This is a genomic window from Flavobacterium sp. (assembly GCF_031422135.1).
Taxonomy (GTDB): Bacteria; Bacteroidota; Bacteroidia; order Flavobacteriales; family Flavobacteriaceae; genus Flavobacterium.
Genome location: NZ_JANOQD010000053.1, coordinates 1 through 18154 on the forward strand (window position 1 = coordinate 1; position 18154 = coordinate 18154).

An 18154-nucleotide genomic window follows, 5' to 3' on the forward strand; every position below is an offset into this window, starting at 1 on the left:
TGAGCGGAAACATAATTACAAGAATAATGTTTCTCTACTACTAATTTTACACATTCGAGTTTAAATGTGTAATCATATTTGACTTTTCTTCCCATAAAAATACCCCCAAATAGTGTCTAACTTTTTGGGGGCAGTCTAAAAAAGTTGGCATTTTTTATTTTATTCTTTTATCAAATAAATTCCATCGTCTTTTATTTCAATCAATTTCTCCTTGTATAAAGTTCCAATGGCTTTTTTGAAGGTTTTTTTACTCATTTTTAATACCGTTTTTATGTCTTCTGGATGCGAATCATCGTTCAAACGGAGAAAACCTCGACTGGCTTTAAGCTCATCCAAAATGAGTTGTGCACTTGGCTCTACTTTTTCGAAACCTAACTTTGTTGCCGATACATCAATTTTTCCATCAGGGCGAATATTTTTTATGTAACCAACAATTCTATCTCCTGTTCGCAAATCATCATAGACTTCATTTTTATAAAGCAATCCTTTGTGTTTTTCATTGATGATAACATTTATGCCTACTTCCGTAATATGAGAAACAATTAGATCTACTTCTTCGCCATTTTCGACAGAAATATTGTCGTTATTCAAAAACTGATTGGTTTTGCTAGAACATACCAATCGATTTGTTTTTTCATCCATATAAAGATAAACCAAATAACGCTTTCCTTTTTCCATAGGTCGAGCTTGCTCTCTAAATGGAACCAGAATGTCTTTTTCCATACCCCAATCCATAAAAGCTCCTATTTGATTGACATAATTTACTCTCAAAAGTGCAAACTCATTCAAAAAAATATAAGGTTCTAATGTTGTTGCAACTGGTCTTTCCTCATGATCTAGATAAACAAATACAACTAGTTCCTCACCTATTTCGTAAGCTTTAGGTATGTATTTAATGGGCAACAATACATCTTTACTTGGATCTTTATTTTCTTCTGGCAAACCCAAATACAAACCAACTTTGGTTTCTCGAAGAATCATTAATGTGTTGTATTTTCCTATTTCAATCATTTTAGTATTATTTCAAAACGCAAAGGTACAAAGTTTAAAAGTTTATGAAGAACTAAAACAAAAAAAAGCGTTTCAATTATAAAACGCTTAAATAATTTTCAAGAAATGGAATTACTATTTATAAACACTTTCTTTTTTAAAATGTAGTGTTAATAAGTAATAAATTACTGCTCTATATTTATTCCTGTTTGATTTACCGTATTTTTCCATTACCGCTTCGATTCCTTTATCTAAATCAGCTCCATCTTTTAAACCTAATTTTTTTATTAAAAAATTGTTTTTTACAGTATCTAATTCCGATTGCTGGCTTCCTGCTACAGTAGCCGCATCTTTATTGTAAATTGAAGGACCGCAACCTACAGTTACTTTTGTCAACAAAGCCATATCAGCTGTGTGCCCACATTTTTCTTTTAAATCTGCTGCATATACAGCGATAAGTTCATCTCTTTTGCTCATAATAGTTATTTTGTTATTATTATTAACTCAAATGTAGTTAATTTATTACTTCGTTATGTTAATATTTGCTAAATATCATTAATATTAGTTAGATATTTAAAATAATTTAACAGAATAGAATTATTGCATTTGGAAGGAGTGAAAATTTCTAAAATTACTGGCTGTGAGGCATCTATAAAATTATTCAATCCTTGAATTAATGACTGTTCTGAACTTGCAATTTCATATTGAAAACCATACATTTTTGCTAAATGTTTCGCAGTTAAACAATGAGAAGTTTCAAAAAAGGTATTAAACGTTATATTTTCCTGATGGCCAGGTAAAATTCTAAAAATACCACCACCACCATTATTGAGTAAAATAATTTTGAAGTTTTTAGGTATATAATTATTCCACAACCCATTACTATCATATAGAAAACCAATATCGCCTGTAATTAGAACTGTTTCTTTGCCAGAAGCTACAGCTGCACCAATTGCAGTTGAAGTGCTTCCATCAATTCCGCTAGTGCCTCGATTACAAAATACTTCAATAGATGAATCAATTTCAAACAGTTGTGTATATCTAATAGGCGAACTATTGCTTATTTGTAATTGAGAATTTTTTGAAAGCATTGGTAGTATGATATCAAAAGCCTTAAAATCTGAAAATCGAATTTTAGATAAATAGTCAACTGATTTTTCAGTTCTAAACGCTCTTACTTCTAAAATTGAGGATAAGTAATTGCTTTCTATAGTATTCGTTTTTGGTAAAAATGCTTTTAAAAAAACATTTGGTGACACTTCAAAATGTTTTGTCAAACAATCAAAAGTATCATAAGCACGAAGTTCGTCAATATGCCAGTGTTGTTGTGGCTGGTATTTTCGTAAGAACGCTTTTATTCGTTTGGAAACTACCATTCCTCCCATTGTCATTAAAATTTCTGGTTGAAATGTTTTAAAATCTTCTTCCAAAAAAGGCGTGATTATGGTATCTATGTTAGTAATAAAATTAGGATGATGCACATTGGAAGTCACTTCAGTCATTACTATAACCGATGCATCTTCACCTAATTTATTTAAAATAGATTGCTCCATAAAATTCGGATCGCATCCACCTATCAGAATGAGTTTCTTTTTGGCTTGATTCCATTGGTTTACAAAAACATCCAGATTTTCAACTGATTTTTTTTCCGAAGAAAAGGAGATGAAATTTGGTACAACCGAAAGCGTTTCTACAGTTTCATACAAAGGTTCTTCAAATGGAACGTTAATATGTACTGGTCCTTTCTTGGTCACAGCCAAATGAATTGCTTCTTGAATTTTGAAATCATTTTCCTTTGAAGCTTCTTCATTCAAATTTGCATTGTACAAACTGTGATTGACAAATACATTTTCCTGTCGAATGGTTTGTCCATCGCCAATATCAATCTTGTTTTGAGGTCTGTCTGCCGAAATTACTACAAGCGGAATTTGACTGTAAAAAGCTTCGGCAAATCCTGGATAATAATTCAGCAAAGCCGAGCCAGATGTACAAAGAACTGCAACGGGTTTTTGCAATTGTTGCGCTAATCCCAATGCAAAAAAAGCAGCACAGCGTTCGTCAGCAATACTGTAACATTTGAAAGCAGGATTGTTAGTAAAACCAATAGTTAAAGGTGCATTTCTAGACCCTGGTGAAATTACAATATGATGAAGGTCTTTAGCTTTGAGAATTTCGATAATGCTTTGGGCTAAAGGTATTTTTGGGTATATCATTTTCTTTGAATAACAGAGTCACAAAGGTACAAAGTTGAAAAGGTTTTTTATACATTTACATCGAAAATTCTTATATATGAACATACAAATTAGACCTTATAAAATAGAAGATATACAAGCTATTTTAGAAATTATTAATTACAACATTTTAAACTCGTCAGCACTTTATGATTATGAACCTAGAAGTTTACAAACTCAAATAAGTATCTTTGATGATAAACTCAAAAAAGGATTCCCTATTGTTGTAGCTATCGAAAATCAAGAAGTTGTTGGTTTTGGTTATTATAGCGAATTTCGTTTCAGAGAAGCATACAAATATACTATCGAGCATTCAGTTTATGCGCACCCAAATGCCATTGGAAAAGGTGTTGGCAAGTTATTGATGACTGCATTAATTGCATTAGCAAAAGAACAAAAACTACACACAATGATTGGGGTTATCGATTCCGAAAATGTAAGTAGCATCGCTTTTCATAAAAAATTTGGTTTTAAAATTGTTGGGACCATTAAAGACTCTGGTTTTAAATTTGACCGTTGGTTGCATTCGGTTTTTATGCAATTGATGTTGGAGTAAATTAATATAAATTATAAATTCTTAATTATTTGTTCATCATAAATTAATCATTTAAAAAAATACATAGTAGAAATTTGTTAAAACAATAAATAAACTATTATGTCAAAATTTTACACCCTAAAAAGAAGTTTACTTTTATTTCTTTTTATATTTTCAATTACTTATTCTTGGGGACAAACTATTTCATTTGCCTCTAATTTTATTGTAACCAATGAAAATCAAGGGATTTTAAATGTTGCTTTAAATTTAGTAAATCCAACTACATCATCTGTAAATCTGGTTGTTAAAACTGCTCCTTTTAGCACTGCCAATGCAGCCGATTTTACCTTAGCAACACAAACTTTAAATTTTACCACGGGAAGCGCAACCACTCAAACTATTACTATTCCTATTATTGATGACAATCAACTAGAACAACATTCAGAATATTTTGTATTGAGTTTAGAATCGCCAACAGGAATGACAATTTCTGGAAATCCTTTAGCCACAATTTATATTAAAGATAATGAAACTGTTGCTCCAGTTCCAAATAATGATATCCAATTAGATTATGTTGGCAGTTTTGATCCTTCTGGTGCTGGCGTAAGCACTTGCGAAATTGTAGTTCACGATCCTATTTCTCAAAAATTGTTTACCATTAGTGCGATTTCAAAAAAATTAGAAATTATTAATTTTGCCAATCCAAGCAGTTTAAGTCTAATAAATTCAATAGATATGACTCCTTATGGTGGAATAACAAGTGTTGCTGTTAAAAACGGAGTTGTTGCAGTAGCTTCTCCAAATGCCAACGAACAATTGGATGGTTCTGTCGTTTTTTTTGATACCAGTGGAACTTTCTTAAAACAGTTAACAGTTGGCACATTGCCAGATATGATTACATTTACTCCAGATGGAAATAAGGTTTTAACCGCTAATGAAGGTCAGCCAAATTTAACTTACTCAATTGATCCAGAAGGTTCAGTATCTATAATTGATGTTTCTGGAGGAATTTTTGGTTTAACTCAAGCCAATGTTACTACTTTATTTTTCACAGGATACAATTCCCAAGAAAACAGTTTGATAGCTTCTGGAATTCGCAAAACAAAGTCCAGTAGTACTTTATCTCAAGATTTTGAACCAGAATATATCACCATAAGTGCCGATTCTCAAAAGGCTTGGGTAACCATTCAAGAAAATAATGCCATTGCAGAAATAAATTTGACAAACAACACCTATGTTGATGTATGGGCTTTAGGAACCAAAGATGTTAGCATTCCTGGTAAAGGAATGGATATTTCTGACAATAACGGAGAAGTATTAATAGCCAATTGGCCTATAAAATCATATTATATCCCTGATGCTGTTGCCAATTATTCGGTGGGTGGAACCAACTATTTGGTTACTGCAAATGAAGGTGACGAAAAAGAATATGGAACCGCACTTAATGAAAGAACAACTATTGGAGCTGCCACATTCCTTTTAGATGCCTCTATTTTTCCAAATGCCGCAGTTTTAAAATCAAGCAACAATGCAGGAAGAATGAGAGTTACAAACCTAAAAGGAAATACGGATGCTGACCCTGAATTTGAACAAATATATTCTGTAGGAAGTCGTTCTTTTTCTATTTTTAATGCCAATACCAAAACAATTACTTACGATAGTGGTGATGATTTTGAAAGATATACAGCCTTAACTCCGGCGTTAAGCACTATTTTTAACACAGATCATTCTGATAATATCAAAAAAGGAAGAAGTCGTGCCAAAGGTCCAGAACCAGAAGGAATTGTTTTAGCTGAATTGGGTGGGAAAACTTTTGCTTTTATATCATTAGAAAGAGTTGGAGGCGTTATGGTTTATGATATTACCAACCCAAATGATGCTAAATTTGTAGATTATAAAAACAGCAGAATAGTTTCTGCATTTGGTGGTGACAATGGCCCGGAAGGAGTTACATTTATTAAAGCCACAGACAGTCCAAATAATAAAAATTATCTAGCTGTTGCCAATGAAATAAGCGGTACCATTTCATTATTTGAAGTGAACACCTCTACTTTAAGTACTAATAGTTTTGAAAACGAACCAAAAACCTTTGTTATTTTTCCGAATCCAAACGAAAAAGGAATTTTATATTTTAATAGAATTGCTACTTATGAGTTGTTCGATTTCTCAGGAAAACTAGTCCAATCCGAAAAAGAAGCTTTAACCATTGAAACATCAAAACTTTCAGCAGGTATTTATATTGTAAAAACTTCTGAGGGAATTGTAAAAAAACTAGTTGTGAAATAATTTTTCAATCCTGAGATAGTATTACCTTTGCAGAAATTTACCATTTATGTCAAACGTATATATAGGATATCATTTTTCTGTTGCACCAAAAGAGTTAGGTTCGGAAATATTAATTGCTGAATTAGGTGAAAAACCATTTGAAAGTTTCATCGAAACCGAGAATGGCTTTTCGGCATTTGTTCAAAAATCACTTTGGACTGCTGATATTCTTGAAGATATTTCTATTTTAGAAAACCCAGAATTTAAAATTTCGTACACTTTTGAAGAAATTGAACAAGTAAACTGGAACGAAGAATGGGAAAAAAACTTTGAAGCCATCGAAGTAGATGGTTTATGCCACGTTCGAGCACCTTTTCACCCAAAAACTGATGCAAAATTTGATATTATAATCGAACCAAAAATGAGTTTTGGAACTGGTCATCACGAAACGACACATATGATGATTCAGCATTTGCTAGAAACCAATGTCGCAGGAATGAAAACACTAGATATGGGTTGCGGAACCGCTATTTTAGCCATTTTAGCCGAAATGAAAGGTGCTCAACCTATAGATGCCATTGATATTGACAACTGGTGTTATCTCAATTCGATTGAAAATGCCGAACGAAATAATTGCAAACACATTTCAGTCTATGAAGGTGATGCAGTGTTATTGAAAGACAAAAAATATGATTTGATTATTGCCAACATCAATAGAAATATTTTACTAAATGATATGCAAACCTATGTTGATTGTTTAAACCCAAAAGGAACCATTCTTTTTAGTGGTTTTTATGAAGAAGATATCCCTTTTATTGATGCGTCTTGCACCGAAAAAGGATTGAAATTTGTAAAAAAACTAAACAGAAACAATTGGGTATCATTAAAATATGTAAATTAGCGTTAAGTCTGAAAGTCAAATGTCGTAAAGTCTTAACGTCTAATAATCTAAAAATCAAATAGTCTAAAAATCAAAAGAAAATGGCTACAATAGAAAAAACAAAAGAAAGGACTTCCACCAAAGAAGCTGTTGCAATTAACAACGAAATTGTGTTATTCAATGACGATGTAAACACTTTTGATCACGTTATTGAAACTTTAATTCGAGTTTGCAAACACGACGAGCTACAAGCCGAACAATGCGCATTACTAGTACATTATAAAGGAAAATGTACGGTAAAAACAGGTTCTCTTGATGAATTGAAACCTCAATGTTCTTCTTTGTTAGAAGCAGGCTTGAGTGCTGAGATTATATAATTATTTCACCCGTTTCTATATACAATCAACATAAATTTATTGGCTATCTATAATATTAAAACTGAATCCGTAGAATTAATGAAGTAATTTATCTTTCATAACTGCATAACTAAAGCACAATTGACTTCCAGTCCATTGTGCTTTAGTTATGCAGACTGAGAGTGTCAGCCTGGTGCGACTGACGAAGCAAATTCGTGTTTAGATTTCTAGAATCTAAAAAGGAAAATTCACTAAAGTGCATAGTTTCAACTATTTTTGAGACCAATAAAAGTCCTAAAAGTGCTCCAACTAATAATTTCAATACTCATAAAACCAGTACCTATTACTATAAAAATTGATCCAGAGCTGGAATCAACAAGTCCCCAAGCTAATCCAAAAATTAATCCTCCAATCCAATATTAAAAATTTTCCTTTTCTATTTCCCTAATTTTTATTGAAAGACCATTGATGTCTTTTTTTTTAATCTTTTAAATTGTTATAAATAAATAGTCTTGAAAGGCATAATTTATGAATAGAAATTGAATGACGTGCATCAAAACAACTAAAGCGAATGCTTTCATTAACATTGTTTTAACATGTTAAATTTTCATATTGATACAAAATGCTTTAGTTTTGAATGAACGATCAAAACTACACAATGAAATTAAAAACAATCCTTTTGGTGAAAATCAATATCGCTATTTTGTTCTTTGCTTTAATGACACTGACATCTAATATGTCCTTCGGTCAAAATAATGGACAAGGACAATACTTAACAGGTCAACAATTGCAACATACCTCTGGAAATAGAGTATATGCAATTTATATTCCAGTCAATTATAATAGTGCTCAACCTGCACCACTTGTATTACTTTTTCACGGTTTTACAAATAATATTAGTACCATGTTCAATGATTCGCAAATGCAAGCTCTTGCAGATGCTAATAACTTCATTTACGCTATTCCTCAAGGACTGGGGACTCTAGCAGGTTGGAATATAGGTTTGAGTTTTGGAGGTAGTGCAGACGATATAGGATTTACAAGAAGTTTAATTGATAGAATTGCTTTAAATTATAGTATTAATCCGAAGAAAGTTTATGCAGCAGGATTTTCTAATGGTGGTTTTTTTAGCTACAAGTTAGCTTGCGAGTTAAGTGATAAAATAGCTGCTATTGCTTCTGTTGCCGGAAGTATGAATCCATCTTGGATAACTGGTAGTAATCCAACTTGTAATCCACAACACCAAATGCCTGTTATGCAAATTACAGGATCAAATGATACAGTAATACCTATTGCAGGTGGAAATGGCGGAACTGCTCTAAGTAACGTTTTTAATTATTGGATAAATTTCAACAACACAACTACTACGCCAAGTGTAACAAATATAAATTCAGTTAGTACACGGAAGGTTTATAATGGCGGAGAAAACGGGGCTACAGTTGAATTTATAGAAATTGGCGGAAGAGGCCATGAATGGCCAAGAATCACTACTGCTGGACTTCGAGAAAATGCTTCTATTAGAATATGGGATTTCTTCTCAAAATATGATATTGATGGACAAATTAATCCTTTATCTTCTGATTCTTTTAATAAGACAGGATTTTCTATTTATCCTAACCCTACAGAATCTGCAATAACTATTAACAATATTAATTTCATAGAAAACTCTTCTTACAGTATTATTTCGGTTACAGGACAAGTTGTATTGAATGGAGAACTAACTGAAGCTAGTCAAAGAATTGATATTTCTACCTTAAGTCCAAATATTTACTTTTTAAATATTGGAAATAATACTTTTAAAATTGTGAAGACGTAATAAAATATTATTTCTTAATACCAGAAAAATCATTAATGTGGCTAGTAAAATAAGGGAATAAGTATGATAACTCGCAAAAACAATAGTAATCTACCTATATTTGTTACTTTGAACAAAAAGATTTAAATAATGAAAAAAACAATCATTAGCAGTTTAGCCATTATAGTAATGTCATCGTGCATCAGTACCAAATCAACTATAAAAAATATCGACGATTCAATTCCTGGTCCAGCATTGAATGAGGCTTTTGGTAGTTTTGTAGTTACCAAAATGGCAAAAGATAAAAAATATGCCTACAACGAAGATTACCCAGTAAACGTCGGTTTTACTTCAGTAGAAGATGGATTTAATAATCAAATCCGTTTTCTGAATGCTTTGGCTGGTCCAAATGGAGAGAAAATTAAATTCACACAAAAAGATGCTTGTTGTCCGTTTCCAACCCAAAAAACCGAAATGGGTGCTGGTACAATTGATACTTTTGAAATCACTTGGGAAGGACAAAAAAAACCAATATTGCTTTACATCAACAAATTTGAAAAAGGCGAATTAATGATTCCTCTGGGTTTTTCGATTCGAAAATAGACAAAAAAAAAATCCCAAAAACTTTCGCTTTTGGGATTATATTTAATATCAAAAAATCTAATATTATTACTTAACGTCCATCAATTCCACATCAAAAATCAATGTAGCATTTGGCGGAATAGCACCACCAGCACCACGAGAACCGTAGCCTAAATGGGCTGGAATCACAAAACGAGCCTTGTCACCTACTTGCAACAAAGCAATACCTTCGTCCCAACCTTCAATAACTTGACCTTGACCTAATCTGAAATCGATAGGTTTCTTGCGAGGATACGACGAATCAAAAACTTTTCCAGACTCTAAAGATCCTTCATAATGCACAGAAACTGTTTTGCCATTCTCTGCTTTTTTTCCAGAACCTTTCTGAATCATTTTATAACGAAGTCCACTTTCTGTTTTATCAAAACCAGCAGCTAGTTGTTCCATTTTTGCTTCTGCAGCATCACGTTCTGCAGCTTCACGCTTGGCACGAGAACCTTCAAAAGTTCTAAAAGCTTCCACAGCATTCCACTTTTCTGCTTCTGCCCCTACTCTCAAAATTTCTAAAGTTTCCAGAATATCATTTCCTTCCACAGCATCAACCACATCTTGACCTTCAACCACTTCTCCAAAAACCGTATGTTTGTTATCCAACCAATCGGTAGAAACGTGTGTGATGTAAAATTGAGAACCATTACTTGCTGGTCCTGAATTTGCCATCGCCAAAATACCTGGCTTATTGTGTTTTAATGTTGGGTGAAACTCATCGTCAAAACTATACCCTGGACCACCAGTTCCTGTACCTTGTGGGCAACCACCTTGAATCATAAAATCAGGAATTACTCTGTGAAAAGTCAATCCATCATAATATGGTGTTCCTTGCGGTTTTACTTTGTTTTCCAAGTTTCCTTCAGCAAGTGCCACAAAGTTTCCAACTGTTCCTGGAGTTAAATCGTGTGTTAATCTTACTAAAATAGCACCTTTTGTAGTGTTAAATTTTGCGTATATTCCGTTTTCCATTTTGATAATTTTATTTTTGAAGTGCAAATTTACAAAATAAATAGTAGATTTGAAATGGTTATTTTAGAAGCACAACAATATCGTTTCCTTTCAATATTACACCTGCTTTCGGCTTTATCTTTTTCCCGTGTTCTCGATACTCCTCGCTGAAAAAGCGAGGAACTCGAACTGACGAGAAAAAGGATATTGCCTCTATCAGGGCTATAATTCAAGTTTTAAATTCTATCAACATTTCAAAAATGGAAGATTACATCAACATAAACAAACAAACTTGGAACAACAAAACCGAGGTACATATTGCTTCGGAATTTTACGATAACCAAAGTTTTTTTAAACGGAAAATCGACTTTAAATGCCATCGAATTAGAAATTTTAGGTGATGTTTCCAACAAAAAAATATTGCATCTACAATGTCATTTTGGGCAAGATTCAGTGTCATTAGCTCGACTTGGCGCCAAAGTTACTGGTGTCGATTTATCGGACAAAGCCATTGCAAAGGCAAATGAATTTACAACACAGCTTCATCTTGATGCAACTTTTATTTGTTGTGATATTTACGATTTGCTAAACCATTTGAACGAAAAATTCGATATTGTTTTTACCAGCTACGGCACCATTGGTTGGTTGCCAGATTTAACCAAATGGGCAAACATAGTTTCACAATTCTTGAAACCAAATGGCAAATTTATAATGGCAGATTTTCACCCAGTAGTTTGGATGTTTGACAACGATTTTAAGGAAGTTTTCTATAATTATTTCAACACTGAACCCATTGTGGAAGACGAATCAGGAACCTATGCCGATAGATATTCTGACATTGAAGCAAAAACCATCACTTGGAATCACCCAACGAGCGAAGTTTTGAATGCGTTGATTGCTTCTGGGTTGGAAATTAATTCGTTCCAAGAATTCGATTATTCTCCTTATAATTGCTTTAACCAAACCGAAGAATTTGAAATGGGGAAATTCAGAATCAAACATTTTGGAAACAAAATTCCGATGGTGTTTGCCATAGCAGCAATAAAAAAACAATAACTTTAAAAATATTTTTAATACGAATGAAAACTGAAATAATTACTTACAATCCACAATACAAAAATAATTTTATTGCTTTAAACAAGGCTTGGCTTGAAGAGTTTTTTTTTGTCGAACCTCACGATATTGAGGTGTTTGATAATATTGAAGAAGTCATATTGAACCCTGGTGGTGAAATTTTCTTTTGTATAATAGACAATGAAGTTGTAGGAACTGTTGCTATGCAAAAAATAAATGCCACTACTTTTGAACTGGCTAAATTAGCAGTAGATAAAAAATATCAAGGTCAAAAATTAAGCAATTTATTGATGGATACTTGCATTGCTTTTGCCAAAGAAAAAAAAGCAACAACCATTATGCTGATGTCAAGTACAAAATTACAGATTGCACTAAATTTATACAAAAAGTTTGGTTTTGTAGAAACTCCATTGACAGAAACTGATTATTCTAGAGCCGATATTCAAATGGAATTGTATTTGTAATTATTTTATAACCAAACATTTAAAAATAAAAAACACAATAGTGTTTTCACTAAAAACAACAACAAAAAAATAATTATGAAAAGTATTTTTAATACAAAAGACAATCAAGAAATAATTGCTAGAATACACAAACTAACTCCAGAAAGCCAAGCCGTTTGGGGAAAAATGAATGTGGATCAAATGTTCAAACACACTAACGAAGCCCTTATTGTAGCTTTTGGCGAAAATACTGTTAAGGTTAATTTTTTTATGAGACTGCTTGGAAGAATGTTGAAAAATAAGGTTTTCAATTCCGAGTTCAAAAGAAATAGTCCAACTGCCAAAGAATTTATTTTTACTGACAACTATGATTTTGAAACTTCTAAAAAGGAATTGGTTAAAAACTTTAGCCGTTTTGCCGAAGGGCATCAATCGATAAAAATTACTGATCATCCTTTTTGGGGAAAAATGAATTATGAAGATTGGAACAAATTAATGTGGAATCACGTAGATCATCATTTGCGTCAGTTTAGGGTTTAGGCCTGATGGCAGTGAAAATCCTTTTGATTTTTTCTTTAAAAATCAAAAGATTGTAACGTACAGCAGGACACGAGCGAAGCGAACTGACGAAGTAAATAGCTCCAAAAAAAACTTTGTATCTTTGCGTTTTGAAACTTAAAATTATGCGCATAGATATTATTACTGTTTTACCTGAATTGTTGCGAAGTCCGTTTGAGGCATCGATTATGAAACGTGCTATTGACAAGGGTTTGGTGGAAGTTCATTTTCATAATTTACGTGATTATACGACTAACAGGCAGAAATCAGTAGATGATTATCCGTATGGCGGTGGTGCAGGAATGGTTATGAATGTACAGCCTATTGATGATTGTATTACTTTCTTGAAATCCGAAAGAACCTATGACGAAGTGATTTATATGACACCTGATGGCGAAACTTTAAATCAAAAAATGGCAAACACCATGTCGATGTTGGGTAATATTATAATTCTTTGTGGACATTATAAAGGTGTGGATCAGCGTGTTCGAGATCATTTTATAACTAGAGAAATCTCGATTGGAGATTATGTTTTATCTGGCGGAGAATTAGGCGCTTTGGTTTTATGCGATGCTTTAATACGATTGATTCCTGGTGTTTTAAGTGACGAAACCTCAGCGTTAACAGATAGTTTTCAGGATAATTTGTTATCTGGCCCTATATATACTCGACCAGCAGATTATAGAGGTTGGAAAGTTCCAGAGGTTTTGACTAGCGGAAACTTTGCCAAAATTGACAAATGGCGCGAAGATATGGCGTATGAACATACTAAGAATAGACGACCAGATTTGCTAGAGGAATAGTATTCCGTAATCAGTGTTCAGTGAATATTATTTATTTTTAAATAATTCATAATTTATAATTTATAATTCATAATTATTATCTACTTTTGCACCCACTTAGACCAACCTCTGGCGAAATCCGTGAATGTTGCTCTGATTTAAAACCATAATTAAAAAAATTATCATGGCAGATTTAATGAAATTCGTTCAAGACGAGTTTGTAACAAGAAAAGATTTCCCTGTTTATGCAGCTGGAGATACTATCACCGTTTATTACGAAATTAAAGAGGGTGAAAAAACTAGAACACAGTTTTTTAAAGGTGTTGTAATACAAAGAAGAGGTTCAGGAAATACTGAAACTTTTACAATTCGTAAAATGTCAGGTGCAGTTGGAGTGGAGCGTATTTTCCCGGTGAATTTACCTGCTTTGCAAAAAATTGAAATCAACAAAAAAGGTCATGTTCGTAGAGCTAGAATTTTCTACTTTAGAGAACTTACTGGTAAAAAAGCAAAAATCAGAGATAAAAGAAGATAATTCATTTATTTTGAAATATAGAATCCCGAATCAAGAAATTGAATTCGGGATTTTTTTTACATCATTTTATTAAAAGGCTATCTTTTTATTAAAAGGCTATCTTTTTATTTAAAATTACTCTGTTGATTAAAAAAAAATCAACTTTTTACAAATTTGACAATTATATGTTTCAATTTTAAGAAATCCACAAAACAATAGATATCGTAATGGAACCTTTATTTTTTAGAATTGATTTCTTATATTTGTCTCCGCAAAAAAACAATACAAATTATACATTATGGTAAAAATAAAAGTAGCTAATCCAGTTGTAGAACTAGATGGCGATGAGATGACGAGAATTATTTGGAGTTTTATTAAAGAACAATTAATTCTTCCATATCTGGATTTGGATATCAAATATTATGATTTGGGTATCGAATCTCGTGAAGCAACAAAAGATCAAATTACAATTGATTCAGCTGAGGCTATCAAAAAATACAATGTAGGTATCAAATGCGCTACCATTACCCCTGATGAAGATCGTGTGAAAGAATTTAATCTTTCTAAAATGTGGAAATCTCCAAACGGAACCATTCGTAATATTGTAGGCGGAACTGTTTTTCGTGAGCCTATTATTATGAGCAATGTTCCAAGATATGTTCAAGGTTGGACCAAACCTATTGTTATAGGTCGTCACGCTTTTGGAGATCAATACAAAGCTACTGATACTGTTATTAAAGGAAAAGGAAAATTAACAATGACTTTTGTTCCTGAAGTTGGAGAAACACAAACTTGGGATGTATATGATTATGAAGGCGATGGCGTAGCAATGGCGATGTATAATAATGATGAATCTATTTATGGATTCGCTCATTCCTCTTTCCAAATGGCATTGACTAAAAAATGGCCTTTGTATTTATCTACTAAAAACACCATTTTGAAAGCCTATGATGGTCGTTTCAAAGATATTTTTGAAGAAGTATATCAATCGACATACAAAGCAGAATTTGACAAAAACGGAATGACATACGAACACCGTCTTATTGATGATATGGTTGCTTCGGTAATGAAATGGAGTGGTGGATTTGTTTGGGCTTGTAAAAATTATGATGGCGATGTACAATCTGATACGGTAGCTCAAGGTTTTGGATCTTTAGGATTAATGACTTCTGTTTTAGTAACGCCTGATGGAAAAACAGTTGAAGCAGAAGCGGCTCATGGAACTGTAACACGTCACTTTAGAGAACACCAAAAAGGAAAAGCTACATCAACCAACCCAATTGCTTCGATTTTTGCTTGGACAAGAGGTTTAGAGCACAGAGGTAAATTAGATAACAATCAAGAATTGATTAATTTCTGCAGTGCATTAGAACAAGTTTGTATTGATACTGTTGAATCTGGAAAAATGACCAAAGATTTAGCAAGTTTAGTAAAACCAAATGGTTTAACTGATGCAGATTATCTTACAACCGAAGGATTTTTGGCTGCAATTAAAGAGAATTTGGATGCCAAATTAGCATAAGCTTTTTAAAATTATATTTAGTAAGAAGACAACTGGAAGCGGTTGTCTTTTTTTTACTCTAGAATTTGAATTTTAACGAGTCAAGATTTGATTTAAAATTTTAGTCGAATTCTAGCTATTTTGTATAAGGAATCTTTAAAAACTAGGTAAATTAACCAAAACTTAACAATTACTTTGTAATAAAAGTATCATTTTTACGTCTTACATCATAAAATCTAATGTATGCCATATAATAAATACCAATATATTTTTATACTTATCCTTTTTGGTTATTTTAATTCTTATTCACAAGAGCAATTTACAATTAATGGAACGGTAAAAGATGCAAAAACTAATGAGACTCTAATTGGGGCAAATGTTTATATTATTGAAGCAAATGCCTCAACTAGTACCAACGAATATGGGTTTTATTCCATCACAATTCCAAAAGGCGATTATACCATTTCTATAAACTATATAGGCTATGAGTCTAGTGAAGAAAATTTCTCGCTTTCTGAAAATCTAACTAAAAATTTCAGTCTCTCTGAAGAAGAAAATCAACTCGACGAGGTAGTCATTTCTGGAAAAAATAAACTTAATATTCGCAAACCTGAAATGAGTGTTAACAAACTTTCTATTAATACCATAAAGCAAATGCCTGTTGTGTTAGGAGAAGTAGATGTGATAAAATCATTGCTTTTTTTACCCGGAGTTACAAACGCTGGCGAAGGACAATCTGGTTTTAATGTTCGTGGTGGTGGTGCAGATCAAAACTTAATTTTACTTGATGAGGCAACTATTTACAATTCATCACACGTTTTTGGGTTCTTTTCAGTTTTTAACCCAGACGCCATAAAGGATTTAAAGTTGTACAAAGGAGGAATACCAGCTCGATTTGGTGGTCGTGCATCATCCGTTTTAGATATTTATCAAAAAGATGGTAATAGTAATAAATTTAGTATGAATGGTGGAATTGGACTCATATCAAGTCGAATTCTTGCCGAAGGCCCCATTGTAAAAGAAAAAGGATCTTTCTTAATTGGTGGTCGTGGTTCGTATGCTCATTTATTCTTAAAGTTAACTAACAATAAAAATTCAGCCTATTTTTATGATTTGAACACCAAACTGAATTACAAATTAGATAAAAACAATAGTTTGTACTTATCAGGATATTTTGGTCGTGATGTTTTCTCGATAGATCAAAGTTTTTCAAATACCTATGGAAATTCAACACTAAATTTAAGATGGAATCATCTCTATAATGAAAAATTATTTTCAAATTTATCCTTAATTTATAGTGATTACTATTACGGACTAACAATAGATTTTGTAGGCTTCAATTGGGATTCTGGGATCAAAAATTACAACTTGAAATACGATTTCAAACATTATTTAAACAATGAAATAAAATTAAACTACGGAGCAAGTGCTATATACTACGACTTTAATCCAGGAACGCTAGAACCTAATAATAGTAAATCAGGAATCCTTTTCAGACAATTAGACAAAAAATATGCGTTAGAACCTTCATTATACCTTGATGTAGAACAAAAATTAAGCACTAAACTAGCTGTAAATTATGGTTTGCGTTATAGTTTGTTCTACCGATTAGGAAGTTCCAAAGAAGATATTTATGCAAATAATAATCCTGTTCTTTTTGATCCTGAATTAAAAATTTATGAAACGGCTACACCAATAAGCAGTAAAAATTTTGGTAAAAATGAAATAATGGCAAGTTTCAGTAATTTAGAACCACGATTTTCAGTAGCTTATGAGCTAAATGAAAATCAATCTATCAAAGCCAGTTACAACCGAATGGTTCAATATTTACAATTAATCTCGAACACCTCATCACCAACTCCTCTAGACATTTGGACACCAAGTGATCGGTACATTAAACCACAAATTGCTGATCAAGTTGCGGTTGGTTATTTCAAAAATTTTAAAGACGGCAACTATACATTAGAAGTAGAAAGTTATTATAAAAAAATTAAAAATCGTTTGGATTATATTGATGGAGCCAATTTGATTGCAAACGACGCATTAGAACAAATATTACTTAACGGTCAAATGCGTTCCTATGGATTAGAGTTTTTATTCCGAAAAAACAATGGTAAATTCAATGGTTGGGTAGCCTATACTATTTCACGATCAATTCAACAAACTATGGGAAGAAATTCTGTAGAAACAGGTATAAACAAAGGAGAATGGTATCGATCACCTTATGACAAGCTTCACAATCTAGCAGTAACTGGCTCCTATAAATACAACAAAAAATGGACATTTGGCGCTAATTTTTCATTGCAAACCGGGCAACCAACCACCTATCCAAATAGTCAATATACCTATAAAGAAGTTATTAGAGTGCCTAATTACAATCTTCGCAATCAAGACAAATTACCAACCTATCATCATTTAGATATTTCTGGAACCTATATTCCAAAACCAGAGAAAAACAAAGGTTGGCAAAGTGAGTGGGTTTTCAGTATTTATAATTTATACAATCGTGAAAATGCAGCATCCATTAGTTTTCAACAAAACGAAACATCAACCTTAAATGAAGCAGTGAAATTTTCTGTTTTTGGAATAGTTCCTTCTGTAAGTTACAACTTTAAATTTTAATAAAATGAAAAAAATAACACTATACCT

General features: G+C 32.4%; 17 protein-coding genes. 13 read left to right on the forward strand and 4 right to left on the reverse strand.

What is annotated here, in order from left to right; all coding sequences use genetic code 11:
* Positions 1–159: 159 nt before the first annotated feature.
* The 3 genes from RMO70_RS07305 to menD form a co-directional block, all read right to left on the reverse strand.
* Positions 160–1011, reverse strand: a complete 852-nt coding sequence (locus RMO70_RS07305; protein ID WP_310555769.1) for a S1-like domain-containing RNA-binding protein — start codon at positions 1009–1011, stop codon at positions 160–162.
* Positions 1012–1125: 114 nt separating this feature from the next.
* Positions 1126–1467, reverse strand: a complete 342-nt coding sequence (locus RMO70_RS07310) for a DUF2853 family protein (protein WP_310555770.1) — start codon at positions 1465–1467, stop codon at positions 1126–1128.
* A 68-nt stretch (positions 1468–1535) separates the two neighbouring features.
* The gene (menD, locus tag RMO70_RS07315) at positions 1536–3203 is read right to left on the reverse strand and encodes a 2-succinyl-5-enolpyruvyl-6-hydroxy-3-cyclohexene-1-carboxylic-acid synthase (RefSeq protein ID WP_310555771.1); all 1668 of its coding nucleotides are present in this window, start codon (positions 3201–3203) and stop codon (positions 1536–1538) included.
* A 76-nt stretch (positions 3204–3279) separates the two neighbouring features.
* On the opposite strand from menD, the gene RMO70_RS07320 reads away from it, so the two are divergent.
* From RMO70_RS07320 to RMO70_RS07345, 6 genes are all read left to right on the forward strand, one after another.
* On the forward strand, positions 3280–3777 hold the full coding sequence (locus tag RMO70_RS07320) for an N-acetyltransferase family protein (RefSeq protein WP_310555772.1): 498 nt from the start codon (positions 3280–3282) through the stop codon (positions 3775–3777).
* Between the two features lie 99 nt (positions 3778–3876).
* Positions 3877–6042: a choice-of-anchor I family protein gene (locus RMO70_RS07325; RefSeq protein WP_310555773.1), complete on the forward strand. Its 2166-nt coding sequence runs from the start codon at positions 3877–3879 to the stop codon at positions 6040–6042.
* A 46-nt stretch (positions 6043–6088) separates the two neighbouring features.
* On the forward strand, positions 6089–6922 hold the full coding sequence (prmA, locus tag RMO70_RS07330; protein WP_310555774.1) for a 50S ribosomal protein L11 methyltransferase: 834 nt from the start codon (positions 6089–6091) through the stop codon (positions 6920–6922).
* Between the two features lie 80 nt (positions 6923–7002).
* Positions 7003–7278 carry an ATP-dependent Clp protease adaptor ClpS gene (locus RMO70_RS07335; RefSeq protein ID WP_310555775.1) on the forward strand — a complete coding sequence of 92 codons (276 nt, stop codon included), beginning with the start codon at positions 7003–7005 and terminating at the stop codon, positions 7276–7278.
* Between the two features lie 637 nt (positions 7279–7915).
* On the forward strand, positions 7916–9073 hold the full coding sequence (locus RMO70_RS07340; RefSeq protein WP_310555776.1) for a T9SS type A sorting domain-containing protein: 1158 nt from the start codon (positions 7916–7918) through the stop codon (positions 9071–9073).
* A 129-nt stretch (positions 9074–9202) separates the two neighbouring features.
* Positions 9203–9655, forward strand: a complete 453-nt coding sequence (locus RMO70_RS07345; protein WP_310555777.1) for a 2-dehydro-3-deoxyphosphooctonate aldolase — start codon at positions 9203–9205, stop codon at positions 9653–9655.
* A 66-nt stretch (positions 9656–9721) separates the two neighbouring features.
* Here RMO70_RS07345 and RMO70_RS07350 read toward each other — a convergent pair whose 3' ends face one another.
* Positions 9722–10654, reverse strand: a complete 933-nt coding sequence (locus tag RMO70_RS07350; protein ID WP_310555778.1) for a peptidylprolyl isomerase — start codon at positions 10652–10654, stop codon at positions 9722–9724.
* A 297-nt stretch (positions 10655–10951) separates the two neighbouring features.
* On the opposite strand from RMO70_RS07350, the gene RMO70_RS07355 reads away from it, so the two are divergent.
* The 7 genes from RMO70_RS07355 to RMO70_RS07385 all read left to right on the forward strand — a co-directional run bounded on the left by RMO70_RS07355 (position 10952) and on the right by RMO70_RS07385 (position 18127).
* The gene (locus RMO70_RS07355) at positions 10952–11689 is read left to right on the forward strand and encodes a class I SAM-dependent methyltransferase (protein ID WP_310555779.1); all 738 of its coding nucleotides are present in this window, start codon (positions 10952–10954) and stop codon (positions 11687–11689) included.
* A gap of 23 nt (positions 11690–11712) precedes the next feature.
* On the forward strand, positions 11713–12171 hold the full coding sequence (locus RMO70_RS07360) for a GNAT family N-acetyltransferase (protein WP_310555780.1): 459 nt from the start codon (positions 11713–11715) through the stop codon (positions 12169–12171).
* A gap of 75 nt (positions 12172–12246) precedes the next feature.
* Positions 12247–12690 carry a DUF1569 domain-containing protein gene (locus tag RMO70_RS07365; protein WP_310555781.1) on the forward strand — a complete coding sequence of 148 codons (444 nt, stop codon included), beginning with the start codon at positions 12247–12249 and terminating at the stop codon, positions 12688–12690.
* A 143-nt stretch (positions 12691–12833) separates the two neighbouring features.
* On the forward strand, positions 12834–13511 hold the full coding sequence (gene trmD, locus RMO70_RS07370) for a tRNA (guanosine(37)-N1)-methyltransferase TrmD (RefSeq protein WP_310555782.1): 678 nt from the start codon (positions 12834–12836) through the stop codon (positions 13509–13511).
* Positions 13512–13674: 163 nt separating this feature from the next.
* Positions 13675–14025: a 50S ribosomal protein L19 gene (gene rplS / locus RMO70_RS07375; protein ID WP_310555783.1), complete on the forward strand. Its 351-nt coding sequence runs from the start codon at positions 13675–13677 to the stop codon at positions 14023–14025.
* 277 nt (positions 14026–14302) lie between these two features.
* Positions 14303–15526 (forward strand): NADP-dependent isocitrate dehydrogenase, encoded by a 1224-nt coding sequence (locus RMO70_RS07380; RefSeq protein WP_310555784.1) that lies wholly within the window; start codon positions 14303–14305, stop codon positions 15524–15526.
* A gap of 222 nt (positions 15527–15748) precedes the next feature.
* The gene (locus tag RMO70_RS07385) at positions 15749–18127 is read left to right on the forward strand and encodes a TonB-dependent receptor (protein ID WP_310555785.1); all 2379 of its coding nucleotides are present in this window, start codon (positions 15749–15751) and stop codon (positions 18125–18127) included.
* Positions 18128–18154 lie beyond the last annotated feature (27 nt).

Excerpts from the sequence above, each read along its gene's own strand:
- RMO70_RS07305 (WP_310555769.1), bottom strand. The coding sequence starts at position 1,011 with ATGATTGAAATAGGAAAATACAACACATTAATGATTCTTCGAGAAACC.
- RMO70_RS07310 (WP_310555770.1), bottom strand. The coding sequence starts at position 1,467 with ATGAGCAAAAGAGATGAACTTATCGCTGTATATGCAGCAGATTTAAAA.
- menD (WP_310555771.1), bottom strand. The coding sequence starts at position 3,203 with ATGATATACCCAAAAATACCTTTAGCCCAAAGCATTATCGAAATTCTC.
- RMO70_RS07320 (WP_310555772.1), top strand. The coding sequence starts at position 3,280 with ATGAACATACAAATTAGACCTTATAAAATAGAAGATATACAAGCTATT.
- RMO70_RS07325 (WP_310555773.1), top strand. The coding sequence starts at position 3,877 with ATGTCAAAATTTTACACCCTAAAAAGAAGTTTACTTTTATTTCTTTTT.
- prmA (WP_310555774.1), top strand. The coding sequence starts at position 6,089 with ATGTCAAACGTATATATAGGATATCATTTTTCTGTTGCACCAAAAGAG.
- RMO70_RS07335 (WP_310555775.1), top strand. The coding sequence starts at position 7,003 with ATGGCTACAATAGAAAAAACAAAAGAAAGGACTTCCACCAAAGAAGCT.
- RMO70_RS07340 (WP_310555776.1), top strand. The coding sequence starts at position 7,916 with ATGAAATTAAAAACAATCCTTTTGGTGAAAATCAATATCGCTATTTTG.
- RMO70_RS07345 (WP_310555777.1), top strand. The coding sequence starts at position 9,203 with ATGAAAAAAACAATCATTAGCAGTTTAGCCATTATAGTAATGTCATCG.
- RMO70_RS07350 (WP_310555778.1), bottom strand. The coding sequence starts at position 10,654 with ATGGAAAACGGAATATACGCAAAATTTAACACTACAAAAGGTGCTATT.
- RMO70_RS07360 (WP_310555780.1), top strand. The coding sequence starts at position 11,713 with ATGAAAACTGAAATAATTACTTACAATCCACAATACAAAAATAATTTT.
- RMO70_RS07365 (WP_310555781.1), top strand. The coding sequence starts at position 12,247 with ATGAAAAGTATTTTTAATACAAAAGACAATCAAGAAATAATTGCTAGA.
- trmD (WP_310555782.1), top strand. The coding sequence starts at position 12,834 with ATGCGCATAGATATTATTACTGTTTTACCTGAATTGTTGCGAAGTCCG.
- rplS (WP_310555783.1), top strand. The coding sequence starts at position 13,675 with ATGGCAGATTTAATGAAATTCGTTCAAGACGAGTTTGTAACAAGAAAA.
- RMO70_RS07380 (WP_310555784.1), top strand. The coding sequence starts at position 14,303 with ATGGTAAAAATAAAAGTAGCTAATCCAGTTGTAGAACTAGATGGCGAT.
- RMO70_RS07385 (WP_310555785.1), top strand. The coding sequence starts at position 15,749 with ATGCCATATAATAAATACCAATATATTTTTATACTTATCCTTTTTGGT.